This window comes from Streptomyces sp. NBC_00289 (assembly GCF_041435115.1).
Classification (GTDB): Bacteria; Actinomycetota; Actinomycetes; order Streptomycetales; family Streptomycetaceae; genus Streptomyces.
Genome location: NZ_CP108049.1, coordinates 17,745 through 35,100, shown reverse-complemented (window position 1 = coordinate 35,100; position 17,356 = coordinate 17,745). Strand labels below are relative to the sequence as shown.

Genomic DNA, 17,356 nt, shown 5'->3' with positions numbered 1-17,356 from the left:
GGCACTCCTTTCAGGTATGCGGAAGGCGCCCGGCCCCTCGTGCGGGGCCGGGCGCCTTCAGGGCGGATTCGGGTTAGCGGTTGCTGTACCACTCACGTTCGGCGACGGCGGCGGTGCCGGACTGCATCGCCTCGTTCACGTCGCCGTAGTCGCTCTCGTGGTCACGGGCCGCGTTGTCGAACTCGGTCGACATCTCCGCCGCTTCAGAGGCGAGCGCGTCGGCGAGCGCGAGGGACGCACGCATCGTGGCTGCCGCGTCATGGTGCGCGGAGGTGACCGAGTCGTCGACGGCCAACGACGCGGCGACGTCGGCGAGCCCGTCGACGGTCTGTGCGCAGTCCTCGACATACGAGTACGCGCCCTTCACGGCCTGCGACAGCATCCGCATCGCCACCGCCGCGATCCCAAGGCGCGCGATGACGAGCATGAACGTCAATGCGTCCGCGATGACGTCGACGATGCGGCCGCTGCGCTCAGCGGGCAGATCGGCCGCAGCGTCCATCCCCTCGCCGGGGGCGGGCAGGTTGGACGCACCGGACGCGGTGACCTCCGCGCTGCTCTGGACGTTCGTCGGCTCGATCGCACCGCCGCTTTCGGATTCAGTGCTCATGATCAGGCCCCACTTCGGTCGTGGTACTCACGCTCAGCCGGTGCCACGTGGCCGGCTTCCTTCACCCGGTCGGCGCGCAGCTTGTCGGCCTCGATGGCGGTGTCGCGCGCCGACAGGATCGCCTCGGACGCGCGCGGCAGGGAGTCGCGCAGCGCTTCGGCCTTGTCCTGCACGCTCCCGGCCCGCTCCATGAGGCGGATGCACCACATCACGAGGACGCCGGGGACCTTCTTCTCGATGCACATCGCGTACAGCGATTCGAGCCCGGACTTCAGGCCCTCGCACTTCGCGGCAACGAGGTTCATGTGATCGACGCCCTGAAGGATCTGCTCGCCCATCTCTTCGTCGGACTCGATCAGGTCGTACACGGTCAGGTCGGCGTCGACGAACTGGGTGTCGCCGACCTCGCCGACTGCAACGGCTGTACCCATGACGATCGGGCTCTCTTTCGGTACGGATCGGGTGGGCTTGACCTGACCGGATGATCCGGCGGGCAGCTCCCTGCGACCTGTGGTGATGCCAGCGGGCTGGCGTCGCCGCGGTTCGGGCCGGATGACCTCGACGTCGACCTTGTAGGTGACGTCCCAGCCGGGCGGGGGGCGCAGCCACTCGCCGTCGCCGCCGGGCATCGGCCCGGGGTCGCTCGTAGTGCGGCCCTTCCTGCGCCGTCGACCCGTCTTCGGTCCCGTCGTGCCTCCCTTCGGCTTCCGGCGCCAGCTGTGCGGCCTCTTCTTCCGGGGCGGCTTCGGCGTCTTCTTGGTCCTGCCCTTCGAGCTGCCGGGCTTCTTGGTGAGGTCGACCTTCTCGGTGTCCTTCTTCGCCCCGGTGCCGTCACCGGGCTTGGGCTTCTTGGTCAGGTCGACCTTCTCGGTGTCCTTCTTCGCCCCGGTGCCGTCACCGGGCTTGGGCTTCTTGGTCAGGTCGACCTTCTCGTCGGGCTTGCCCTTGCCGGTCTCCTTCGGGTCCTTGGTGGCCTTCGGGTCGGTGGCGCCGGCCTTCTCGCGCTCGCGCTTCGCCTTCCGCTTCTCTGCCTTCCGCTTGCGCCGGTCGGCGGCCGCGGCTGCCGCTTCCTTCCTGGCCGCCGCGCGGTCGGCCAGGTCGGCCTTGCGCTCATCGGCCGCAGCCTGGCGCCCGGCCTTCGCTTCGTCGTTCTTGCGCTGCTGTCGGCCGGTCGCGAGCTTCCCGAGCGTGCCCGGGCCCTTCTTCGCCCCGCTCGCTGAGCCCTTACTCGATCCCGAGCCCGGGCCTGACGATCCGGTGCCGCCTCCGGCCGCGCCCTTCGAGCCCTTGCCCGATGAGCCCGGCCCCGGGGTGCGCGAGCCGCTGGTAGGTCCGTTCTTCGACCCCTTCGGTCCCGCGCCCGCGCCCGTACCGCGGCCGCTGGCGCCGGTCGCGCCGTTGGCTGAGCTGCCCCGGCCGCCGGCCTTCGATGCGGGCTTCTGCTGCTGCCCGAAGGCGCCCCGCCCCGAGCCGCCGCCGGTGCCGGACCCGCCCGAGCGACCGCCGCCGCCCTTGCCGGTCGCGCCGCGTCCGAACTCGGGCCCGGACTGCACGCCCTTCTTCGCTCCGGCCGCCGCGTTCGCGACCTTCTGCTTGTCGGCCGCCTCGCGCGCCTTGTCGGCGACGGCGTCGTGATGCTCGCGCCGCGCCTTCAGGTAGTTCGCCATCGACCACGTGCCGCGCAGCGCCGCGACGGCGATCGCTGCCATCGTGACCATCGCCATCGAGGCTGTCGCGCGGGCCGGTGTTCCGGTTCCGCTTGAGGCGTTGGCGACCATCTGCGGGGCGACGTCGTCGGGGTCGACGGTGCTCGAATCGTCGTCGTCACCGGGGGTCGGGAACGGCAGGGAGAACCCGGGCGGCGGGGCCAGGTCACCGGCTTCAGGCGGGGGCGGAACCCCGTCATCGGGAGCGCCGCCAGGGGGCGCCAGGTTGAGCATGGGGAGCGTGATGACGTCCGCGCCCCGACCGTCGTCGGTCATCTTTTCGTCCTCACTTGACGTAACCGCCCGCCTCGCGTACGCGCGCGCGTGACGCGCGCGTCTGGCGACCGGCTGGTGCGGCAGATTCCTTGATTTGAACGTTGATTTTGAACGCGGAGCGTTACGAGCCGAAGCCCTTCTCCTTCAGGTACTTGCCGAGCTGGTCGGCCATCGCCTCCCACATCGGATCGTCGTCGGGAAGGTGCGCCCGGGCCGCGTCGAGGAGGACGACGACCCGGTCGCGAGCTGTGGCCGCCCCGTTGATCCGGGGCGACCACAGCTCGAAGGTGAGGCGCTTCGTCCGCGCGGGGTCCTTGCCCGGCATCACGCGCCCTTGTTGAGGTGCGCGAAGAACGGGTGCGGGTCCTCAGCGGGTTCCGCTTTCGGCTCGGGCGCGCTGATCTGCGGCTGCCCGCCGCCGGCCTTCAGCTCCTTCAGGCGCTGCCGCTCAGCTTCCTTCTCGGCCCGCTTCTCGGGCAGTTCCTCGTAGCTGCGCCGGTACCGCGCGCTGTACGTGGTGAGCTGGACGATCACGTCCTCAAGGTCCGCGACGACCTTCTCGAGCGGACGGACCGTGTGGTGCGCCCGCAGTTTCGCCTGAAACGGCAGGTCACCGGGCAGCTTGTCGGCCTCTTTCAGGTCGGCCTCGATCTCGGCGAGCAGGGCCTTCGACTCTGCGAGCAGGGGGGCGAGGTACTGCCGACGCTGCTCGATGAACACGCGTCGCTTCTCCGGGCCTTCCGCAAGCAGGTCAGGCGTCCACACGCCTTTGTTGGGCTTCCTCGTCTCGCTCATCAGGGTTTTGCTCCTTTACTGGGTGGTGCGATCCGGATCGGGGGAGGCTTGGGGCGGCGTTTCGGCGCCTTCACCGCGTCCCCGAGTTGTCAGCAGCAGCTCGGGGGCCGGTGGAACCGTCGAAACAGCGGTTCGTGCAGGTCACTGCCCGGGGCGGTAGCCGCCAGCGAGCAGTTCGGCCGCCTCCTGGCGGTACTTCGAGGCCGTGTCCGTGGAGGACACCGCCGTCTCGCGCTGGACGTCGGCGATCGAGACCACCCGGGACAGCGCGGGGTGGATTTCGTCGGCGCCCAGGCCGACCGTCACCAGGCCGGCCGCGAGCGCCATGCGCGCGACCTTGCGGACCGCCCGCTCACGCGAGGTGAGCTTCGCCTCGTCTTCCATTTCGACCGCACGCCGCTCGACTTCGGCGACGGCGAGCCGCGTTTCGGCAGCAGCCATCTCCGTTTCGGCCTCGCGCAGCCGGGCGGCCTGGACGTTGGCGTCAGCAGTCGCCTTGCGGTCGTTCTCCTGCGCCGCCAGCCGGTCGGCTTCGGCAGCGCGGCGGCGCGTTTCGGCAGCGACCATCTCCGTTTCGGCAGCGCGCCGATCGGCTTCGGCAGCACGCTCGCGAGCCTCAGCGATCTCCGCCGTCTCGATCGCCTGTGCCTCCGCCGCGGCGACCCGATCGGCCTCCGCCGCTGCCTTCCGCTTCTCCGCCGCGCGCCGCTCCAGTTCGGCCGTCTCCAGGTCGGTGGCAGCCGCCGTGCGGCGCTCCTGGGCTTCCTTGCGCTCCGCCTCCGCCTCTCGGGCGCGGGCTTCGGCGACCAGGGCCGTCTCCAGCGCCTTCTCCTCCAGCTCAGCGGCCCGCTCTGCGGCGCTGGCCTGGGCTCGGGCGTGGGCGCGGGCCTGAGCGGTCGTGCCTTCCACCCGGGCGCGGACGGCCTCGAGTTCGCCGCCTGCCTCCAGCCGGTCGGCTTCGGCCTTCTTCTGCGCGACCTCCCGCCGCGTCTCCGCGTCCAGGTGCCGGCGCTCGGCTTCCTCCGCCCGCTCCTCAGCCTGGCGTTCCTGCTGCTCAGGCATCGCGAGGGCCTGCGCGACGGTGTAGCCGTAGGCGGCCATCTTCATCGGCAGCCGCTCATCCTCGGACGCCTTGCTCAGGTCGCCCTTGTACTTGCGCTTGAGCCACTGCTCGTAGGCGGTGAGGTCCTGCTGACGCCGGATCATCTCCGGGTAGGAGGTGACCCCGTACAGCCTCATCCGGCGGTAGAACTTCGGGGTCGCCAGCGGGGCGAGGATCCAGCGGTGCAGCGGGATGCGGTCGGCGTGCGTACCCGCTTCGAGCTGCGCCTTCTTGATGAACAGCCGCCGTGCCGCCTCCACACCGATCACGAAGAGGACCGGCATGACGCCGTGCGAGGCGGACTGGACCGGGTCGTGGCCGATCTCGCCCTGCGAGGACGCGTTGAACCACACGGTGGCGCCGGTCATGCCGTGCGCGGCCATCCGCAGCACCGGCCACGGGATGCCCTTGAGGATCAGGTAGAGGTCCAGGGCCAGGAACGCCAGGATCGAAGCGTCCACGCCGATCGGGAACCAGGGCGCGAGGCCCTCGCTGAATCCCCAGCTCAAAGCAACTTTGGCGAGGGTGTCGTACGACATGGCGAAGCCGATGGCGCCGACCAGCGTGCCGAAGACCGCTGCGACGTACGGCAGGGCGGCCGTGAAGCGGTCCCGCTTGGGCTTGATCGGCTTCCGCTTCCGTGTCTCCGAAACGCCCCCGGCCGCTCCCGAAACGAACTCGGGTGCATCCGAAACGGCGGTCGGCGTCCGCGAAACAGGGGTGTCGGGTGCCGCGTTCTGCGGCATGTCGGTGATCGTCATGAGGGCCTCCAGAGGGGGTCATTCCGGGTGTGGGCGAAGCAGTGGGGGCCGCTCCCGAAACGCGGGCGGCTGCTCCCGAAACGGCGGTCGGCGGAGCCGAAATCGGCCCCAAGGGGCCGTTGCCTTCCCGGAGCGGGCCGTGCTGAAAGGCCGGCCGCCCGTGGTGCGGGCGGCGGGTCCGGGGGAGTGCTGAGGGGCGGGCTCGAAACTGTCCGTGGCTCCCGCCGGGCGGGAGCGAAAGGGACTGTCCGACTCCCCGTCACCGCCCGAAACCGGCGCCGTGGTGCGGCGGCCGGCGCGAGCGGATCAGGCAGCCGTCAGGCCGTGATCGCGAGGGGACGGTGCGGGTCGATGACCCGGCCGTCGGGGAGCAGCTCGCCGGTGTCGTCGAAGACCACCACGGCGTTGCACAGCAGGCTCCATCCCTGCTCCGGGTGACTCGCCACGACGCGGGCGGCCTCCGCCGCCGGGCTGGAGGCCGACGGGCAGTGCGGCGTGTGCGTGCACAGCGAGTCCGGCAACAGCGTGGTGCCGGCGTCGGTCGTCGCGGTGTCGAGCTGGAGGGTCGTCGTGCCCATCAGGGCCTCCCTGGGCTGTCGGTCCGGGCTGTCCGGCTCCCCGTCACCGCCCGTCCCGGCCGCCAGGGTGCAGCGGTCGGTGCGGGCGGATCAGGCAGCCGCCAGAACGGATCAGGCGGAGGCGTTGCGGGCGCGCTGGCGGTCGCGGGCCTCGCGGCGCTTGATGCGGCGGCGCTCGTTCTCGCTCATGCCACCCGACACGCCGTGCGTCTGACCGGTCTCCAGCGTCCAGGCCGCGCACGTCTCCAACACCGGGCACCTGCGGCAGACCGCTTTGGCCTCATCAATCTGGAGCAGCGCCGGGCCGGTGTTGCCGATGGGGAAGAACAGCTCGGGGTCCTCCTGGGCACAAGCGCCCAGGACCCGCCAGTTGCTGTTGACCGGCAGGTCGGCGGAGGGGGACTGGGCGGTGCGTACGATGGAGGAGCGGTTCATCAGGGCCTCCCAGAAGGTCCGTTGCGTGGTGTACGAGACAGCCCCAGGGCGGCCACCCTGGGGCTGTGTGCGTTCTAGCGGCGGCCGGACGGCCGGAGCGGGGTGACATCCCGACGCTCTCCGCCGGCCCCGCCCGGCGAGGGGCGGAGACGACGGGCAATGCCGGAGATCAGCGGCGCTGCTGCTTCTGGCGCGCGGTGTAGGCGTCCTGGAGACGCGCGAACCGCTCGTGGATCGGCATCCCCTCCGCACACGGCGTCTCGCCCTGGCAGGCCGGGCAGTCGGCGGTGTGCTCGGTGGAGTCCTCGAACGCCTTCATGTAGCGGACGAACAGGTCGTCGGTCGGTCGGGCACTCATCGGCGGTTGTTCTCCGACCTCTTGTTCTGCTCCGCGTTCTTCCGCGAGAGCTCCGCGCGCTCCGCGTCGGTCAGGCTGGTGATCACGCCCTCACCCCCGCCGCCGCGTCGGCCCTGCGTGCGATCTCCTCGACATCGGCGACCGTGATCGACGCGCGGCGCTCGGTACCCGACGGGCAACGCGAGTGATCCGCGTCGAACAGCGGGTCGTCCTCCCGCGCCACCAGCGGGCGGGTGGCGCCCGGCTGGCTTCCGGGGCGTGTCATGCTGTGGTGCATCAGGTCCTCCAGTCAGGTCCTGGACAGCCCCGGGGGTCTCAAGTCGCCGGGGCTGTCGTCGTTTTGGCTGGTCGTACGAGCAGCCACGGCCCCGGCCGCCCCCTTGATGCGGGGGCGGTCGGGGCCGTGGTTGTTCGTCCGGAGCGGGTCAGCTCGCGCGGCGCTCGGGGTGCAGCGTCGTGAGCGGCACCGGCGGCGCGCCCAGCGGCGCTTCACCGTCGGGCAGCTGCGCGCGCCGGGTGTCGGCGTCGCTGACCGCGGACGCGGTCGACGCCCACTTCATCTCGCGCAGGAGCCACAGGGGCCGGCCGTCGCTGGGCTCGTCATCCGTCGTCGCCGTCTGCTTCTTCGCGGCGATCTGGCTGACGGCCAGGGCGGGCGCGACCTTCGGCTTGCGCAGGACGGTGGTCGGGCGGCGGTGAACGGTCTCCGAGTTGCCGTCCTCCAGGCGCTCCTGCCACTTCTTGACCGTCATGTCGACGGTGACCAGGCGGTTGCTGCCCAGGCGGCAGCGCACGGCCGCGTCCTTGCCTGCGCGGCCGGTGTCGTGCGGCACGACCTTGGGCTTCTGGGTCTGGAGGCCGGTGATCGGCACCCAGGTCTCGCAGTCGGGGCAGATCAGCGACGCGCAGGCCGGGCGCAGGTCGTACTGGTGGGGCTTGAGGGTGGAGATGACGAGTGCCGGGCGGGCGTTGACGGTGCGGGAGCGGGTCCGGCTCCGGCGGGGGCGGGCGGTGCGCTCAAGGGTCGAAGCAGACATCTGAACTCCTCATGGACGGAGTGGCGGGGAGCGCGTCGCGATGCTCTCTCTGCCCTCCGGGCCGCACGGCACGAGGCCGGCGTCCCGTAGGACAGACAGCGCACAGCGCTGCGACGTGCACGCAGTTGTCGCGGCCGTCAGGCTCCGGAGGAGTTCGATGGTGCTCTCGCGCCCTCAGTTACCCGAGGACTACTCCGGCCGCCCCGGAGGGCGGACGACTACTGCGGTCTTGCGACCGGCGAGGTACCCGAAACGTGCAGGTACAGCACCGGCTACGCCCTGCATCCGGCTACTCACCGCTTGCTGGCGCATCTCGATTAGAACCCTGCTATCCCCCCAGGGTCAACCTGTCTAGCTAAGTAGTTTCTGACACCCGCTCTGACCTGCTAGTTTCTTGCCGTTATTAAACGTCAGCGAGTCTCGGCTTTCGGGAAACAACTAGACATGCGATGCTGTGCGCGTCGGGTAGCGAGATCCGCTAGCGACACGATGCGCACGAGAGGGGGAGCAGTGGCCGCTAAGCAGAAGGAACCAGGGAAGGTCGAACGGATCTCGTCTGAGATCCGGGACAAGATCGCGCGGGGCGTGCTTGCGCCTGGGTCGCGACTGCCCGGCGTGCCTCAGCTTCAGAAAGAGCACGGCATCGCGTACCAGACGGCCCGTGACATCTACGGCCTCCTGGAGAGCGAAGGCCTGCTGTTCTCTCGGCAGGGGAAGGGCACCTTCGTCTCGCTGGTGCTCGGCAAGATCGTGTCTGAGCGAAATCAGCGCTACCTCCCGAAGTTGAGGGAGGCCGGCGGAGCGGTCGGCGCCTTCGAGGCTGAGATGCGAGCGATGGGGTTCGAGACACGGCCAGCGACTCTCACCATCGCCAGAGATGTGCCGCCCAGGAAGGTCGCCGAGATCTTCGGGATGCACCACCGCGCAAAGACCCTCAAGCGGGAACGGATCATGCCCGTGGGTCTGCCCGGCAACGATGAAGCCGAAGAGGTCGTTCAGGTCGCCACTTCGTGGTTCCCGCCGGACGTTGCAGACGCCTGCCCTGTACTCGCTGAGAAGAACACGGGTACAGGGGGGAGCAAGTCCCGCATGGCGGAAGCCGGATTCAAGCAGGTCCGGTTGCGAGAGGAGATCGAGGTCAGATCCCCGACCGCAGAGGAAGCGGCGGCGCTCGGCATCCCGGTTGAGCAGGCCGTCATGGAGATCACGCACAAGGGGCTGACCGCTGAAGGTCGCGTCGTCGAGATCGGCTTGCACGTCCTGCCGCGTTCCAAATGGAGGCTGGCATACGAGTGGGTCATCGACGCGACCGACTCCGGCTGACCGGCAGAAAGTGCCCGCGCTGACACCGCGAGCATCCGAACGGAACAAGTACCCATATCCACACCAGCAAGGAGCATTCAGTACATGGCTAGCAACCGAATCGACGACAACGGCGTGATCCTGCGCGACGCTCGCACTCGGTACACCACCGGGCAGCGCGAAGAAAACGGTGCGCACGGGGCGTTCGACGCTGAGCTGCGCCGATCCGGCCGCAGCCCGCGTACCGAGGTCACCGTCAGCCGGGCCGCGGCGCCGGCCGACGTCGCTGAGCTCCTGGGCGTCGAAGGCGACGTCGTCGTACGAGCTCGGCAGATGTTCGATGGCGACCGCGTCATCCAGATCGCCACCACGTACATCCCCGTCGACGTCGCTGAGGCTGCGGGAATCGAGCAGGTCGACACCGGTGTCGGCGGCATCATCAGCCGCATGAAGGAAGCCGGGTACGACCAGGGCGACACCGCCGTCGAAGACATCGAGCTCCGCACCGCGACCTCGGAGGAGTCCGCCACTCTTGGCCTGCCCGACGGCGCGGAGGTCGTGACCATCAACCACATCGGCGCGACGGCCGACGGGCGCGTAGTCGAGGTCACCCAGCACGTTCTGGGCAAGGGCTGGAAGCTGCGGTACGCCGCCCCGCTCGCCTGAAGAACCGCCCTGGGCGCCCCGGCCTCGCCGGGGCGCCTCCGCAGCTGGCCCCTCTGGACTTCTGGAGACCGATCCCCGCATGAACGAGAAGCGCCTCACCACCCCTGAGCTTGTGGAAGAGCTCCGCAGCTCCCTGGACGTGACCGACGGGTGGATCCCCGCACTCTCGCGTCCGGCGGGGCCGGCTGGCTTGTCTGACGACGCCGGGCTCGCGGAAGTGGCCGACCTGCTGCAGAAGTTCGCGACAGCCCCCACCATCCCGGCCGCCGTCGCCCGCCAACTCGAGCGCGCAGCAGAATCGGCGGCTTCGGCTCTCACCGCAGACGCCAGTGACCAGTACGGACACCTTGGGGCGGCGTATGCGTACGTCCTCCAAGCCCAGCGCGCGGCCTCCGAAGGAAACGTCACGTAAGGCGCTTGGCCGTCCCGCTTGTCCTGGATCTTGCAGCCGTCGCGAAGGAGGAGTCGTGAAGCACCCTCTGTGCTCAGCCCTTCGCGAGTTCGCTGGTGACGTCGTAAGTGGCTCAGCATGCTCGGTTCGCCTCCCGCTGGGTCGCGGATCAACTCGTGTGGATCGCACACACCGTGCGCCCCATGAGCCGCTGCGGAAAGTGACGACGGCTGGTGACATCTCGAATGTCACCAGCACTTGTCACCTCCGCGCGATCAAGGTGCCGTGCCATGCTCGGCCGCAGAAGGGCCAGCCTCCGCTTCGCGGGCATCACCCTGTCCGGGCACAGGCTGCGCCGCAGGACCGTACGGGGAAGGAGACCGGCGATGGATGAACGTCCCGACTGGGCACGCCGGATGGTCGAAGAGCGTGTGGCGCGCGAATGGTCGCAGGCCGATGCGGTCCGCGCGCTGATGGTCCGGCTCCCCGAGGACCAGGACGTCAGCGAGCAGGATCTTCTCCGCCAGTGGAAAAGGTGGGAACGGGGCGACGCGCAGCCCACGAAATACAGGTCGGCCATCGCCAGCACCTTTGGAACGACGACCGGCGCCTTCTTCCCTGAGCGCAGCCGCCGTGACGGTAGGGCGGAAATCTTGCAGGTCAGCGGCATGGACACCGTGGACATCATCGCCCGGCTGCGCGCGAGTGACGTCGACGTCGCGACGCTGGACGCGCTGCGGATTACGGCGGATCGGCTGTGCTGCGAGTACGCGTACCTGCCCGCCGACCAGCTGCTCCTGGAAGGCAAAGCATGGTTGGCCCGCGTCGTCGGCCTCCAGCATCAGCGGGTCAGCCTGGCTCAGCATCGCGAGATCATCGCGCTCGCCGGGAAGTTGTCGCTCCTGGTGGGCTGTGTCGAGTACGACTCCGGTCGTCCCCGTGACGCTGAAGCCACCCGGCAGGCCGCGCTGATGCTCGGTCAGGAGTCGGGGGAGCTGAGCGTGCAGGGCTGGGCACACGAGATGCGGGCGTGGTTCGCGCTGACGCGGGGCGACTACCGCGGCGTCATCGCCGCCGCAGAGGCCGGCATCGCCGTGGCGCCGAATGAGAGTGTCGCGGCGCAGCTGTACGCGCAGAAAGCCAAGGCGTGGGCCCGGCTGGGAGACCGATCGCAGACCGAAGTCGCGCTCGATCAGGGCCGTCAGATCCTGGAGCGGCAGCCTTATCCGGAGAACATCGAGAACCATTTCGTCGTCGACCCCGCGAAATATGACTTCTACCGCATGGACGCGCTCAGGAAGTCCGGCGAAAACCGACTCGCTGAGCAGCTGGCCAATGAGGTCATCCGGGCGGGCACGGATTTCGACGGGACGGAGCGGTCACCCATGCGGATCGCGGAGGCCCGCGTCACGCTTGGCGTGGTCGCTGCGCGCGAAGGCGACCTGGACACCGCACTCGCTTACGGGGAACGGGCCCTGACGGGGGAGCGGAAGTCCTTGCCGTCACTCGCCATGGTGGCCGCCGACCTCGGGCAGGCCCTCCAGACTCACTACGGGCACGCCTCCGAGGCGCAGGAGTTCGTCACCCATCTTCGCGAACTGCGGGGCGGCCAGTGACTTTCCCGTGTGGCGGGCAATTTACTGCGCGCTTCCCGTCCGGCGGGCGCGGCATTCCGGGCACCTCGGGCGTTGTGCGAATTCGCCTCGCAGTTCTGTCCGTTCGTGCGGTTAGGCTGTTCGCAGACGTGATCCATAACGGCGAGAACCCCCGGGACCGGGCCTGGTCCACTGGGGGCTCTCGAACGGGGCGATGCTCCGTTGGGCGACACACCTTGATGGGAGGTGCTCGCGGGATGAAGGCTACCCGTACGCGTGGAACCACACGCGCAGCTACGCCGTTCCTCAACCGCGATCACGCCATCCGGGCTGTACGCGCGCATGCTGACGCCAGCCTCCAGATTCAGGGGGTTGGGATGACCTAGTGGCCATCGGCCGCGCGCGCCAAGAAAAGGTGGACTAGCCATCCCCTTCGGCCTCGCGCGGCCCGTCTACCGCCTGGAAATAGCCACCAGAGCGGTCCGCTCAGATCCCGGCTGTAACCGGTCCTGAGCCGCGGCTTATCAAGCCGCTCATATCGATCCGGCCCCTCATCAGGGCCATGCAGTACCCGCGGGCCCCCGCCAAGGGGCTTCGCGGTTCGTTCCGAGGCCCCGCCAAGGGCTTTCGGAACACCAGCACCAAAACCGTCCACGGAAAGGAAATCCGCCTCTGGCCTTCGCACTGTCGCCCGCTCCTCACGGAGGGGGCTCACCTGTCCCGCCACACGAGCCATCGAGATCGGCCCCGGCCAAGGGGCCCCACTGCGTTGATCCATATGGAAGGTCGGTATCGCCATAGTGCACGAGCGTCAGTCGACTTGTCAGGTCGACCACGACCAGGCCAGTACCCCCTCTGGGGGGATTACCGCAGGTTGCGGTGTCCCGCCTGGCGGGATTGTGACGTACATCACACCCCCTCGCTGTCACACGGATGACGCCGGTTCGGCGGGCCACCCGACCTCGGGAATGTTCCTGTGAGCGCGGGAGCGGCGTCGGCCGCCACGCTCGACCACCCCCTGTGGGCACCCATCGACGACTCTGTCGGCTGGGCTCCGGCCGGGCGCTCGCCGCGTTGGCTGCGGTCGGTGCCGGCGCAGGCCGGTCCGGCCGTCCCGCTGGAGCTGGGCAACCCGCTCCAGCTGACCAAGACGATGCGGGCCCGGTTGCTCGCTGCGGTGCGCGCGCTGGTGTCGGACCCGGCGCTGAAGGGTGCTGGTGACCCCGCGCGGCTCGCGGCGGTGGTGCTGATGGCGAAGGCGAAGGTCGCGGCCGACTACAGCACCCGGATCACCGCCAAGGAGCTGGGTCGGTGGGTGGGGCTGAAGACGTCCCGGATCGCGCACAAGGTGCTGCCGGAACTGCGTGGGCGCGGCGTGGTCGGGTCGATCGAGAAGACCAGTGCGGCCGGGCGGATGACGGGCCTGGAGTGCTGGGTGATCCCGATGTACCGGGCGCAGCACGGCGGGGACCGGCGGCACGTCCTGGCGCTGGAGCGGGTGGAGCTGGCCGTCCTGCTGAAGCTGATCGAGGCGCTGTTCGCGCCGGGCTGGACGGGCAAGGACGGGCGCATCACCCGGGACGGGATGCTCGCGGACCGTACGGGGCGCGGGGCGGCGACGGACCGGCTCGGGCTGCTGCTGATGGTGCTGTCCTCGAACGCCAAGGGCTGGCTGCAGCTGTGCTCCGGCAGCGTGGACACCGAGCGGGGCCGCCCGGCAGCGACGGCCGGGCGGCTGCTGGGCTGCTCGCCGGCCGCTGGAGCAAAGGTCCTGTCGCGGCTCCAGAAGCAGGACGTGCTGACGGTGGACCGCCGCGAGACGGCGTCCGGACTGAACGCGCGCAGCCGGGTGCGGCTGCTCCCGGTTGCCCGGGCCCACGGTGTGCTCGTCCGGGAGGCCCGCGAGGCCGCTGCCTCCGTGTTTTCAGACCTCGCCGGTAGTGCATCCGGAGATCATGAGACGGCCGGGGGTCCTGGGACCCGTGTGGTTACTGGGGTGAAGGGCGCCAAGGAGGGCGGGGAGGCCGGTTCCGCAGACCTCGCCGTTGCTGCACACCTTCACGCCTCTCACGCTCCTGTGGTTACTGCTGGTGGTTCTCTCTCGCTCTCCGGTGGCTTTTCCGGCGAAGGCCGTGGTGGGTGCGGTGATCTGCCGGACCGCGCGTGCGAGCGCGAGGACCAGGCCATGGACGCTGACGCTGTCGCCGGGCTGCGCCTGGTCGACGGCGAGGACGGCCCGCTCCGCGGGGAACAGCCGAAGAAGTCCCCGTCGTCGATCAGCGAGAACGGCAACTGCGGGCCGGTGGCCGGCGCCCCGGTGCGGGTCGTGGACGGTACGGGTCAGGGCAGGCAGCAGCAGGGGAGGGGGGTCCTGCCGCCGGAGAACCTGCGGGTGATCTTCGAGCCGGTCCGGCTGCTGTGGGCGCGTCTGGAGCGTCCGGCCACCCGCCGCCTGGTGGAGTCCGCCGCGCGTGCCGAGCTGGCCACGGTGAACGGGTTCGTCGGCCCCATGGACGGCCCGCAGGTCCTCGCCGACCGGCTCGCCCGGCGCCTGGACGACCAGCTGCGGCTGGGCGGGCCGATCAAGAACCCGGTGGGCTGGCTGATCGGGAAGGGCCTGCCCCAGCGGCAGGAGTGCGGCGACAAGTTGTGCGACGACCGCATGCTGCTCGACTCCGGCCGGGACTGCCCGCGCTGCGAGGACCGGCAGGCCAGCAGCCATGCCCAGCGTCAGGCGGTGGCGGCCGCCGTCGACGCCGCGATGCCCGGAGCCTCCGAGGCTGAGCGCCGTACGGCCGCCGAACAGCAGCTGCACGAGACCGTGACGGCCAGGGCGTGGGCGAAGGCCCGCGAGTGGGAGCAGTACCGCGCCCGGAAGGCCGCCGCAGCTCAGGCCCGCGCCGAAGCAGCGGCCTCGCGGCCGGCCCCCGGCGTCCCGGCCGCTCCGGTGGCCCCGGTCGTGCTGCCCGCACCGCGTCCGGCCACCGTCGTCCCCGCCCCGGAGCCGGAGACCGCTGACGTCGACGGCGACCAGGAGCTGGTCCTCGAGGACCTGACCCGCGAGCAGGTCCGCGACTGGCGGGTGAAGGCGATGAAGGACCACCAGGTCGTCTTCGACCACATCGACCAGTACGGCGAGACGTCCGCGAGGCGCCTGTTCAGCAACCAGCTGGTCGACCAGACACAGCGCCTGTCCGGCATCCGCCACCTGGTCCTCGGGCACACCACCTGGGGGCAGGCATGAGCGGCGGCGAGGTGTCCGGCGTCGACCTGGCCCGGGTCGCGCTGCGGGCCGCGATGGAGCAGGCCCGGAAGAACGGCGGCGGCCAGAGGACGAAGCAGAAGCCGCCGCGCGTGGTCCGTACGGGGCGCCGGGACGGTCGCGAGCCGATGGGCCTTGGAGCGGCGATCGGCGCGCTGGTCACCGAGCGGGCCTGGGAGCTCCCGGCCGCCGGCGCCACGCTGCGCCAGCGGTGGGCGGCCATCGCCCCCGAACTCGCGGGGCACGTCGCGGCCGTGGGGTACAACGCCGACTCCGGCCAGCTCACCGTGTGCCCCGAGTCGGCGGCCTGGGCGACGAAGACACGCCTGGAGCAGACCCGCATCGTCGACGCCGCCAACAAGGCAGCAGGCCGGACGGTCGTGCGCGCCTTGCGAATCCTGGCGCCCGGCTCCGTCCCCGCGCCCGAGCCGGACGACACCGCACCGACCAGCTCGGACGCGCCGACAGGCCCGGCGAAGACCAGCGAGGCCGCGTGCGACGGCTACCACCGCGCCCTCGCCGCGCACCGTGAGTCCGCGCCGCCGTCCCGGGTGGATCCCGGAATCGCGGAGGCGGTGGAGCGGCAGACCCGTGCGATGCGCGAGCTCAGCCGCCGCGCGTTCCCCGACCCCGAGACGATGCCGGACGATACGCCCGCCCCGATCGAGCAGGCCCGCGCGCAGCGCCGCCGCCAGGCCGCGGCGACCGAGGCCGCCGCGCTACGCCGGGCCCGACAAGAGCGCGCCGCCCGGACGTCCGGTACGGCGGCCGCAGACCCCGAGCCGGCTGCCCTGCGGACCACAGCCTGAGCCAACTCATAGATCAGCACCCCCTGTTACTGGTGGTTGTCCCGGCGTAGCGTGACGAGTACACGTCTGGTAGATCGTGCGTCGCGTTGCGCACCCAGAAGGGGGAGTCGTGCGGGCAGGGACTGTGCTGGACGGCCGCTATCGGCTGATCGAGCCAGTCGGGGCGGGCGGGTTCGGGCAGGTCTGGAAGGCCCACGATCCGAAGGTCGACCGGCTGGTGGCGGTCAAGGTCCTCACCGGGGACGGCGACGCGGACCACGACCGGCAGGTGGCCCGGTTCGCCCGTGAGGCCGCGGTCGCCGGCGGCCTCGCTCATCCGCGCATCGTCACCGTGCACGACTTCGGCTCCGCGATGCACAGCGGGCGGCCGTACGCCTACCTGGTGATGCAGCTGCTCCCCGGCAAATCCCTCAGCTCCGTCCTCGAGGCCGGCCCGCTGCCCCTGCCGATGGCCCTGTACGCGGCATCCTGTGTCGCCGACGCCCTGGACGCCGCGCACGAGGCGGGCCTCACCCACCGGGACATCAAGCCGTCCAACATCATGGTCCGGAATGACGGCCAGGCGACGGTCGTGGACTTCGGCATCACCAAGGGGAACGACGCACGGCACGACATCACCACCACCGGCGTCCTGATCGGCACCCCGGCCTACATGGCGCCCGAAGCGCTGTCCGGCTCCTTCGACCACCGCTCCGACCTGTACTCGCTCGGATGCGTGCTCTTCGAGGCGGTCACCGGCCGCCGGCCCTTCACCGGCACGTCCTGGCAGCTGATCAACCAGCACCTCAAAGAGCCTCCCGCCCTGCTGCGCACCCTGCGTCCGGACGCTCCCGTGGAACTGGAACAACTGGTCAGCCAACTCCTGGCCAAGAACCCGGCCCAGCGCCCGGACAACGCCGAAGAGGTCTACGACCTCCTGGAAAAGATCAACGACCGCTACTTCGGCGACACTTCGCCCATCCCCAGCCGCGGGGCCGACGTCACGTCCGAGGTCCACCTCCGCCCGGACGAAGCCGCCGGTGGTGCGGTCATCCCCATACGCATGACCGCCAGCGAGAACTGCCCTGCCTGCGCCACCACAGGAGACGAGACGAGGGTGTTGGACTGCACCGTCTGCAGAGGCGAGGGCAGGGTCGCCAGCAAGCGGCGCACCTTCAAGATCCGCATTCCCGCCGGTGTCCGGAACGGGCAGAAGATCCGGCTCAAGGAATTCGGCGCGCCGGGTAAGCACGGCGGAGCGCCCGGAGACCTGTACGTCACCGTGCACGTCACTGACTGATTCAGCAGGAAGAGCAAGGGCAGATGGCCGGCTATTCGCGGCGCGCCAGGTCCTCGGGGGTGGGCTGGTAGCGGGTCACGTACGGGTGGCCGCTGTAGTCGACGGTGACCGTGTGCCGCAGGACGTCGTCGTCGGCGTCGTAGAAGACGTGCTCGATCTCCAGGCAGATCCGTTCGGTGGAGATGCCGAAGTCGTGCGCCTCCTGGTCGTTCACCTGCCGGGCTGCCGTGCCGGTGACGACTCGCACCGTGCCGGGAGGCGCACCCGGCAGCGGCTCGACAGCGCCACCCAGCCGTGCCCGCTCCGCTCCGCCCTGCGTCTCGCCGTGTTCCGCCACGGTCGCCACCGTACCGAGCACGCCCGGCTGCCGAGCGCGAAACGGCACCTCACCCCC

18 protein-coding genes are annotated in these 17,356 nt (G+C 70.3%); 7 read left to right on the top strand and 11 right to left on the bottom strand.

All coding sequences use genetic code 11. The annotated features are described in order from the left end of the window. Positions 1–73: 73 nt before the first annotated feature. The 10 genes from OG985_RS50200 to OG985_RS50155 all read right to left on the bottom strand — a co-directional run bounded on the left by OG985_RS50200 (position 74) and on the right by OG985_RS50155 (position 7,658). Positions 74–610 carry a hypothetical protein gene (locus OG985_RS50200; RefSeq protein WP_331720253.1) on the bottom strand — a complete coding sequence of 179 codons (537 nt, stop codon included), beginning with the start codon at positions 608–610 and terminating at the stop codon, positions 74–76. Positions 611–612: 2 nt separating this feature from the next. Continuing rightward, the gene (locus OG985_RS50195) at positions 613–2,592 is read right to left on the bottom strand and encodes a hypothetical protein (RefSeq protein ID WP_331720252.1); all 1,980 of its coding nucleotides are present in this window, start codon (positions 2,590–2,592) and stop codon (positions 613–615) included. Positions 2,593–2,713: 121 nt separating this feature from the next. Further along, the gene (locus OG985_RS50190; protein WP_331720251.1) at positions 2,714–2,917 is read right to left on the bottom strand and encodes a hypothetical protein; all 204 of its coding nucleotides are present in this window, start codon (positions 2,915–2,917) and stop codon (positions 2,714–2,716) included. After that, complete coding sequence (locus tag OG985_RS50185) at positions 2,917–3,387, bottom strand: hypothetical protein (protein WP_331720250.1); 471 nt, start codon at positions 3,385–3,387, stop codon at positions 2,917–2,919. The genes OG985_RS50190 and OG985_RS50185 overlap by 1 nt, the downstream gene beginning before the upstream one ends. 141 nt (positions 3,388–3,528) lie before the next feature. Beyond that, positions 3,529–5,250, bottom strand: coding sequence for a DUF2637 domain-containing protein (locus OG985_RS50180; protein WP_331720249.1), 1,722 nt, complete (start codon positions 5,248–5,250; stop codon positions 3,529–3,531). A gap of 317 nt (positions 5,251–5,567) precedes the next feature. Then, on the bottom strand, positions 5,568–5,759 hold the full coding sequence (locus OG985_RS50175) for a DUF5999 family protein (protein ID WP_331720310.1): 192 nt from the start codon (positions 5,757–5,759) through the stop codon (positions 5,568–5,570). 180 nt (positions 5,760–5,939) lie between these two features. Next, a complete protein-coding gene (locus OG985_RS50170; protein WP_319069328.1) occupies positions 5,940–6,263 on the bottom strand; it encodes a WhiB family transcriptional regulator in 324 nt (107 codons plus the stop codon). Positions 6,264–6,432: 169 nt separating this feature from the next. Beyond that, positions 6,433–6,621, bottom strand: a complete 189-nt coding sequence (locus OG985_RS50165) for a hypothetical protein (protein ID WP_331720248.1) — start codon at positions 6,619–6,621, stop codon at positions 6,433–6,435. A gap of 82 nt (positions 6,622–6,703) precedes the next feature. After that, entirely contained in the window at positions 6,704–6,886 is a 183-nt protein-coding gene (locus OG985_RS50160) for a hypothetical protein (protein WP_371674808.1), read from the bottom strand. Between the two features lie 160 nt (positions 6,887–7,046). Further along, complete coding sequence (locus OG985_RS50155; RefSeq protein ID WP_331720246.1) at positions 7,047–7,658, bottom strand: hypothetical protein; 612 nt, start codon at positions 7,656–7,658, stop codon at positions 7,047–7,049. Positions 7,659–8,168: 510 nt separating this feature from the next. Between OG985_RS50155 and OG985_RS50150 the strand changes: the two genes are divergently transcribed. The 7 genes from OG985_RS50150 (at position 8,169) to OG985_RS50120 (ending at position 16,962) form a co-directional block, all read left to right on the top strand. Continuing rightward, a complete protein-coding gene (locus OG985_RS50150) occupies positions 8,169–8,981 on the top strand; it encodes a GntR family transcriptional regulator (RefSeq protein WP_371674807.1) in 813 nt (270 codons plus the stop codon). Positions 8,982–9,065: 84 nt separating this feature from the next. Next, complete coding sequence (locus tag OG985_RS50145; protein WP_331720244.1) at positions 9,066–9,626, top strand: UTRA domain-containing protein; 561 nt, start codon at positions 9,066–9,068, stop codon at positions 9,624–9,626. Between the two features lie 79 nt (positions 9,627–9,705). Continuing rightward, positions 9,706–10,038, top strand: a complete 333-nt coding sequence (locus tag OG985_RS50140; protein ID WP_331720243.1) for a hypothetical protein — start codon at positions 9,706–9,708, stop codon at positions 10,036–10,038. A 365-nt stretch (positions 10,039–10,403) separates the two neighbouring features. After that, positions 10,404–11,633 (top strand): XRE family transcriptional regulator, encoded by a 1,230-nt coding sequence (locus OG985_RS50135; RefSeq protein WP_331720242.1) that lies wholly within the window; start codon positions 10,404–10,406, stop codon positions 11,631–11,633. Between the two features lie 955 nt (positions 11,634–12,588). Next, positions 12,589–14,856 carry a hypothetical protein gene (locus OG985_RS50130; RefSeq protein ID WP_371674805.1) on the top strand — a complete coding sequence of 756 codons (2,268 nt, stop codon included), beginning with the start codon at positions 12,589–12,591 and terminating at the stop codon, positions 14,854–14,856. Beyond that, complete coding sequence (locus OG985_RS50125; RefSeq protein WP_331720240.1) at positions 14,853–15,683, top strand: DUF721 domain-containing protein; 831 nt, start codon at positions 14,853–14,855, stop codon at positions 15,681–15,683. Before OG985_RS50130 ends, OG985_RS50125 begins: the two co-directional genes overlap by 4 nt. A 109-nt stretch (positions 15,684–15,792) precedes the next feature. Continuing rightward, entirely contained in the window at positions 15,793–16,962 is a 1,170-nt protein-coding gene (locus tag OG985_RS50120) for a protein kinase (RefSeq protein ID WP_371674804.1), read from the top strand. Positions 16,963–16,993: 31 nt separating this feature from the next. Here OG985_RS50120 and OG985_RS50115 read toward each other — a convergent pair whose 3' ends face one another. Continuing rightward, the gene (locus OG985_RS50115) at positions 16,994–17,299 is read right to left on the bottom strand and encodes a hypothetical protein (RefSeq protein WP_371674803.1); all 306 of its coding nucleotides are present in this window, start codon (positions 17,297–17,299) and stop codon (positions 16,994–16,996) included. Between the last annotated feature and the right edge of the window lie 57 nt (positions 17,300–17,356).

Coding starts and splice junctions, on each gene's coding strand:
- OG985_RS50200 (WP_331720253.1), bottom strand. CDS start 610: ATGAGCACTGAATCCGAAAGCGGCGGTGCGATCGAGCCGACGAACGTC.
- OG985_RS50195 (WP_331720252.1), bottom strand. CDS start 2,592: ATGACCGACGACGGTCGGGGCGCGGACGTCATCACGCTCCCCATGCTC.
- OG985_RS50190 (WP_331720251.1), bottom strand. CDS start 2,917: ATGCCGGGCAAGGACCCCGCGCGGACGAAGCGCCTCACCTTCGAGCTG.
- OG985_RS50185 (WP_331720250.1), bottom strand. CDS start 3,387: ATGAGCGAGACGAGGAAGCCCAACAAAGGCGTGTGGACGCCTGACCTG.
- OG985_RS50180 (WP_331720249.1), bottom strand. CDS start 5,250: ATGACGATCACCGACATGCCGCAGAACGCGGCACCCGACACCCCTGTT.
- OG985_RS50170 (WP_319069328.1), bottom strand. CDS start 6,263: ATGAACCGCTCCTCCATCGTACGCACCGCCCAGTCCCCCTCCGCCGAC.
- OG985_RS50165 (WP_331720248.1), bottom strand. CDS start 6,621: ATGAGTGCCCGACCGACCGACGACCTGTTCGTCCGCTACATGAAGGCG.
- OG985_RS50160 (WP_371674808.1), bottom strand. CDS start 6,886: ATGACACGCCCCGGAAGCCAGCCGGGCGCCACCCGCCCGCTGGTGGCG.
- OG985_RS50155 (WP_331720246.1), bottom strand. CDS start 7,658: ATGTCTGCTTCGACCCTTGAGCGCACCGCCCGCCCCCGCCGGAGCCGG.
- OG985_RS50145 (WP_331720244.1), top strand. CDS start 9,066: ATGGCTAGCAACCGAATCGACGACAACGGCGTGATCCTGCGCGACGCT.
- OG985_RS50140 (WP_331720243.1), top strand. CDS start 9,706: ATGAACGAGAAGCGCCTCACCACCCCTGAGCTTGTGGAAGAGCTCCGC.
- OG985_RS50135 (WP_331720242.1), top strand. CDS start 10,404: ATGGATGAACGTCCCGACTGGGCACGCCGGATGGTCGAAGAGCGTGTG.
- OG985_RS50125 (WP_331720240.1), top strand. CDS start 14,853: ATGAGCGGCGGCGAGGTGTCCGGCGTCGACCTGGCCCGGGTCGCGCTG.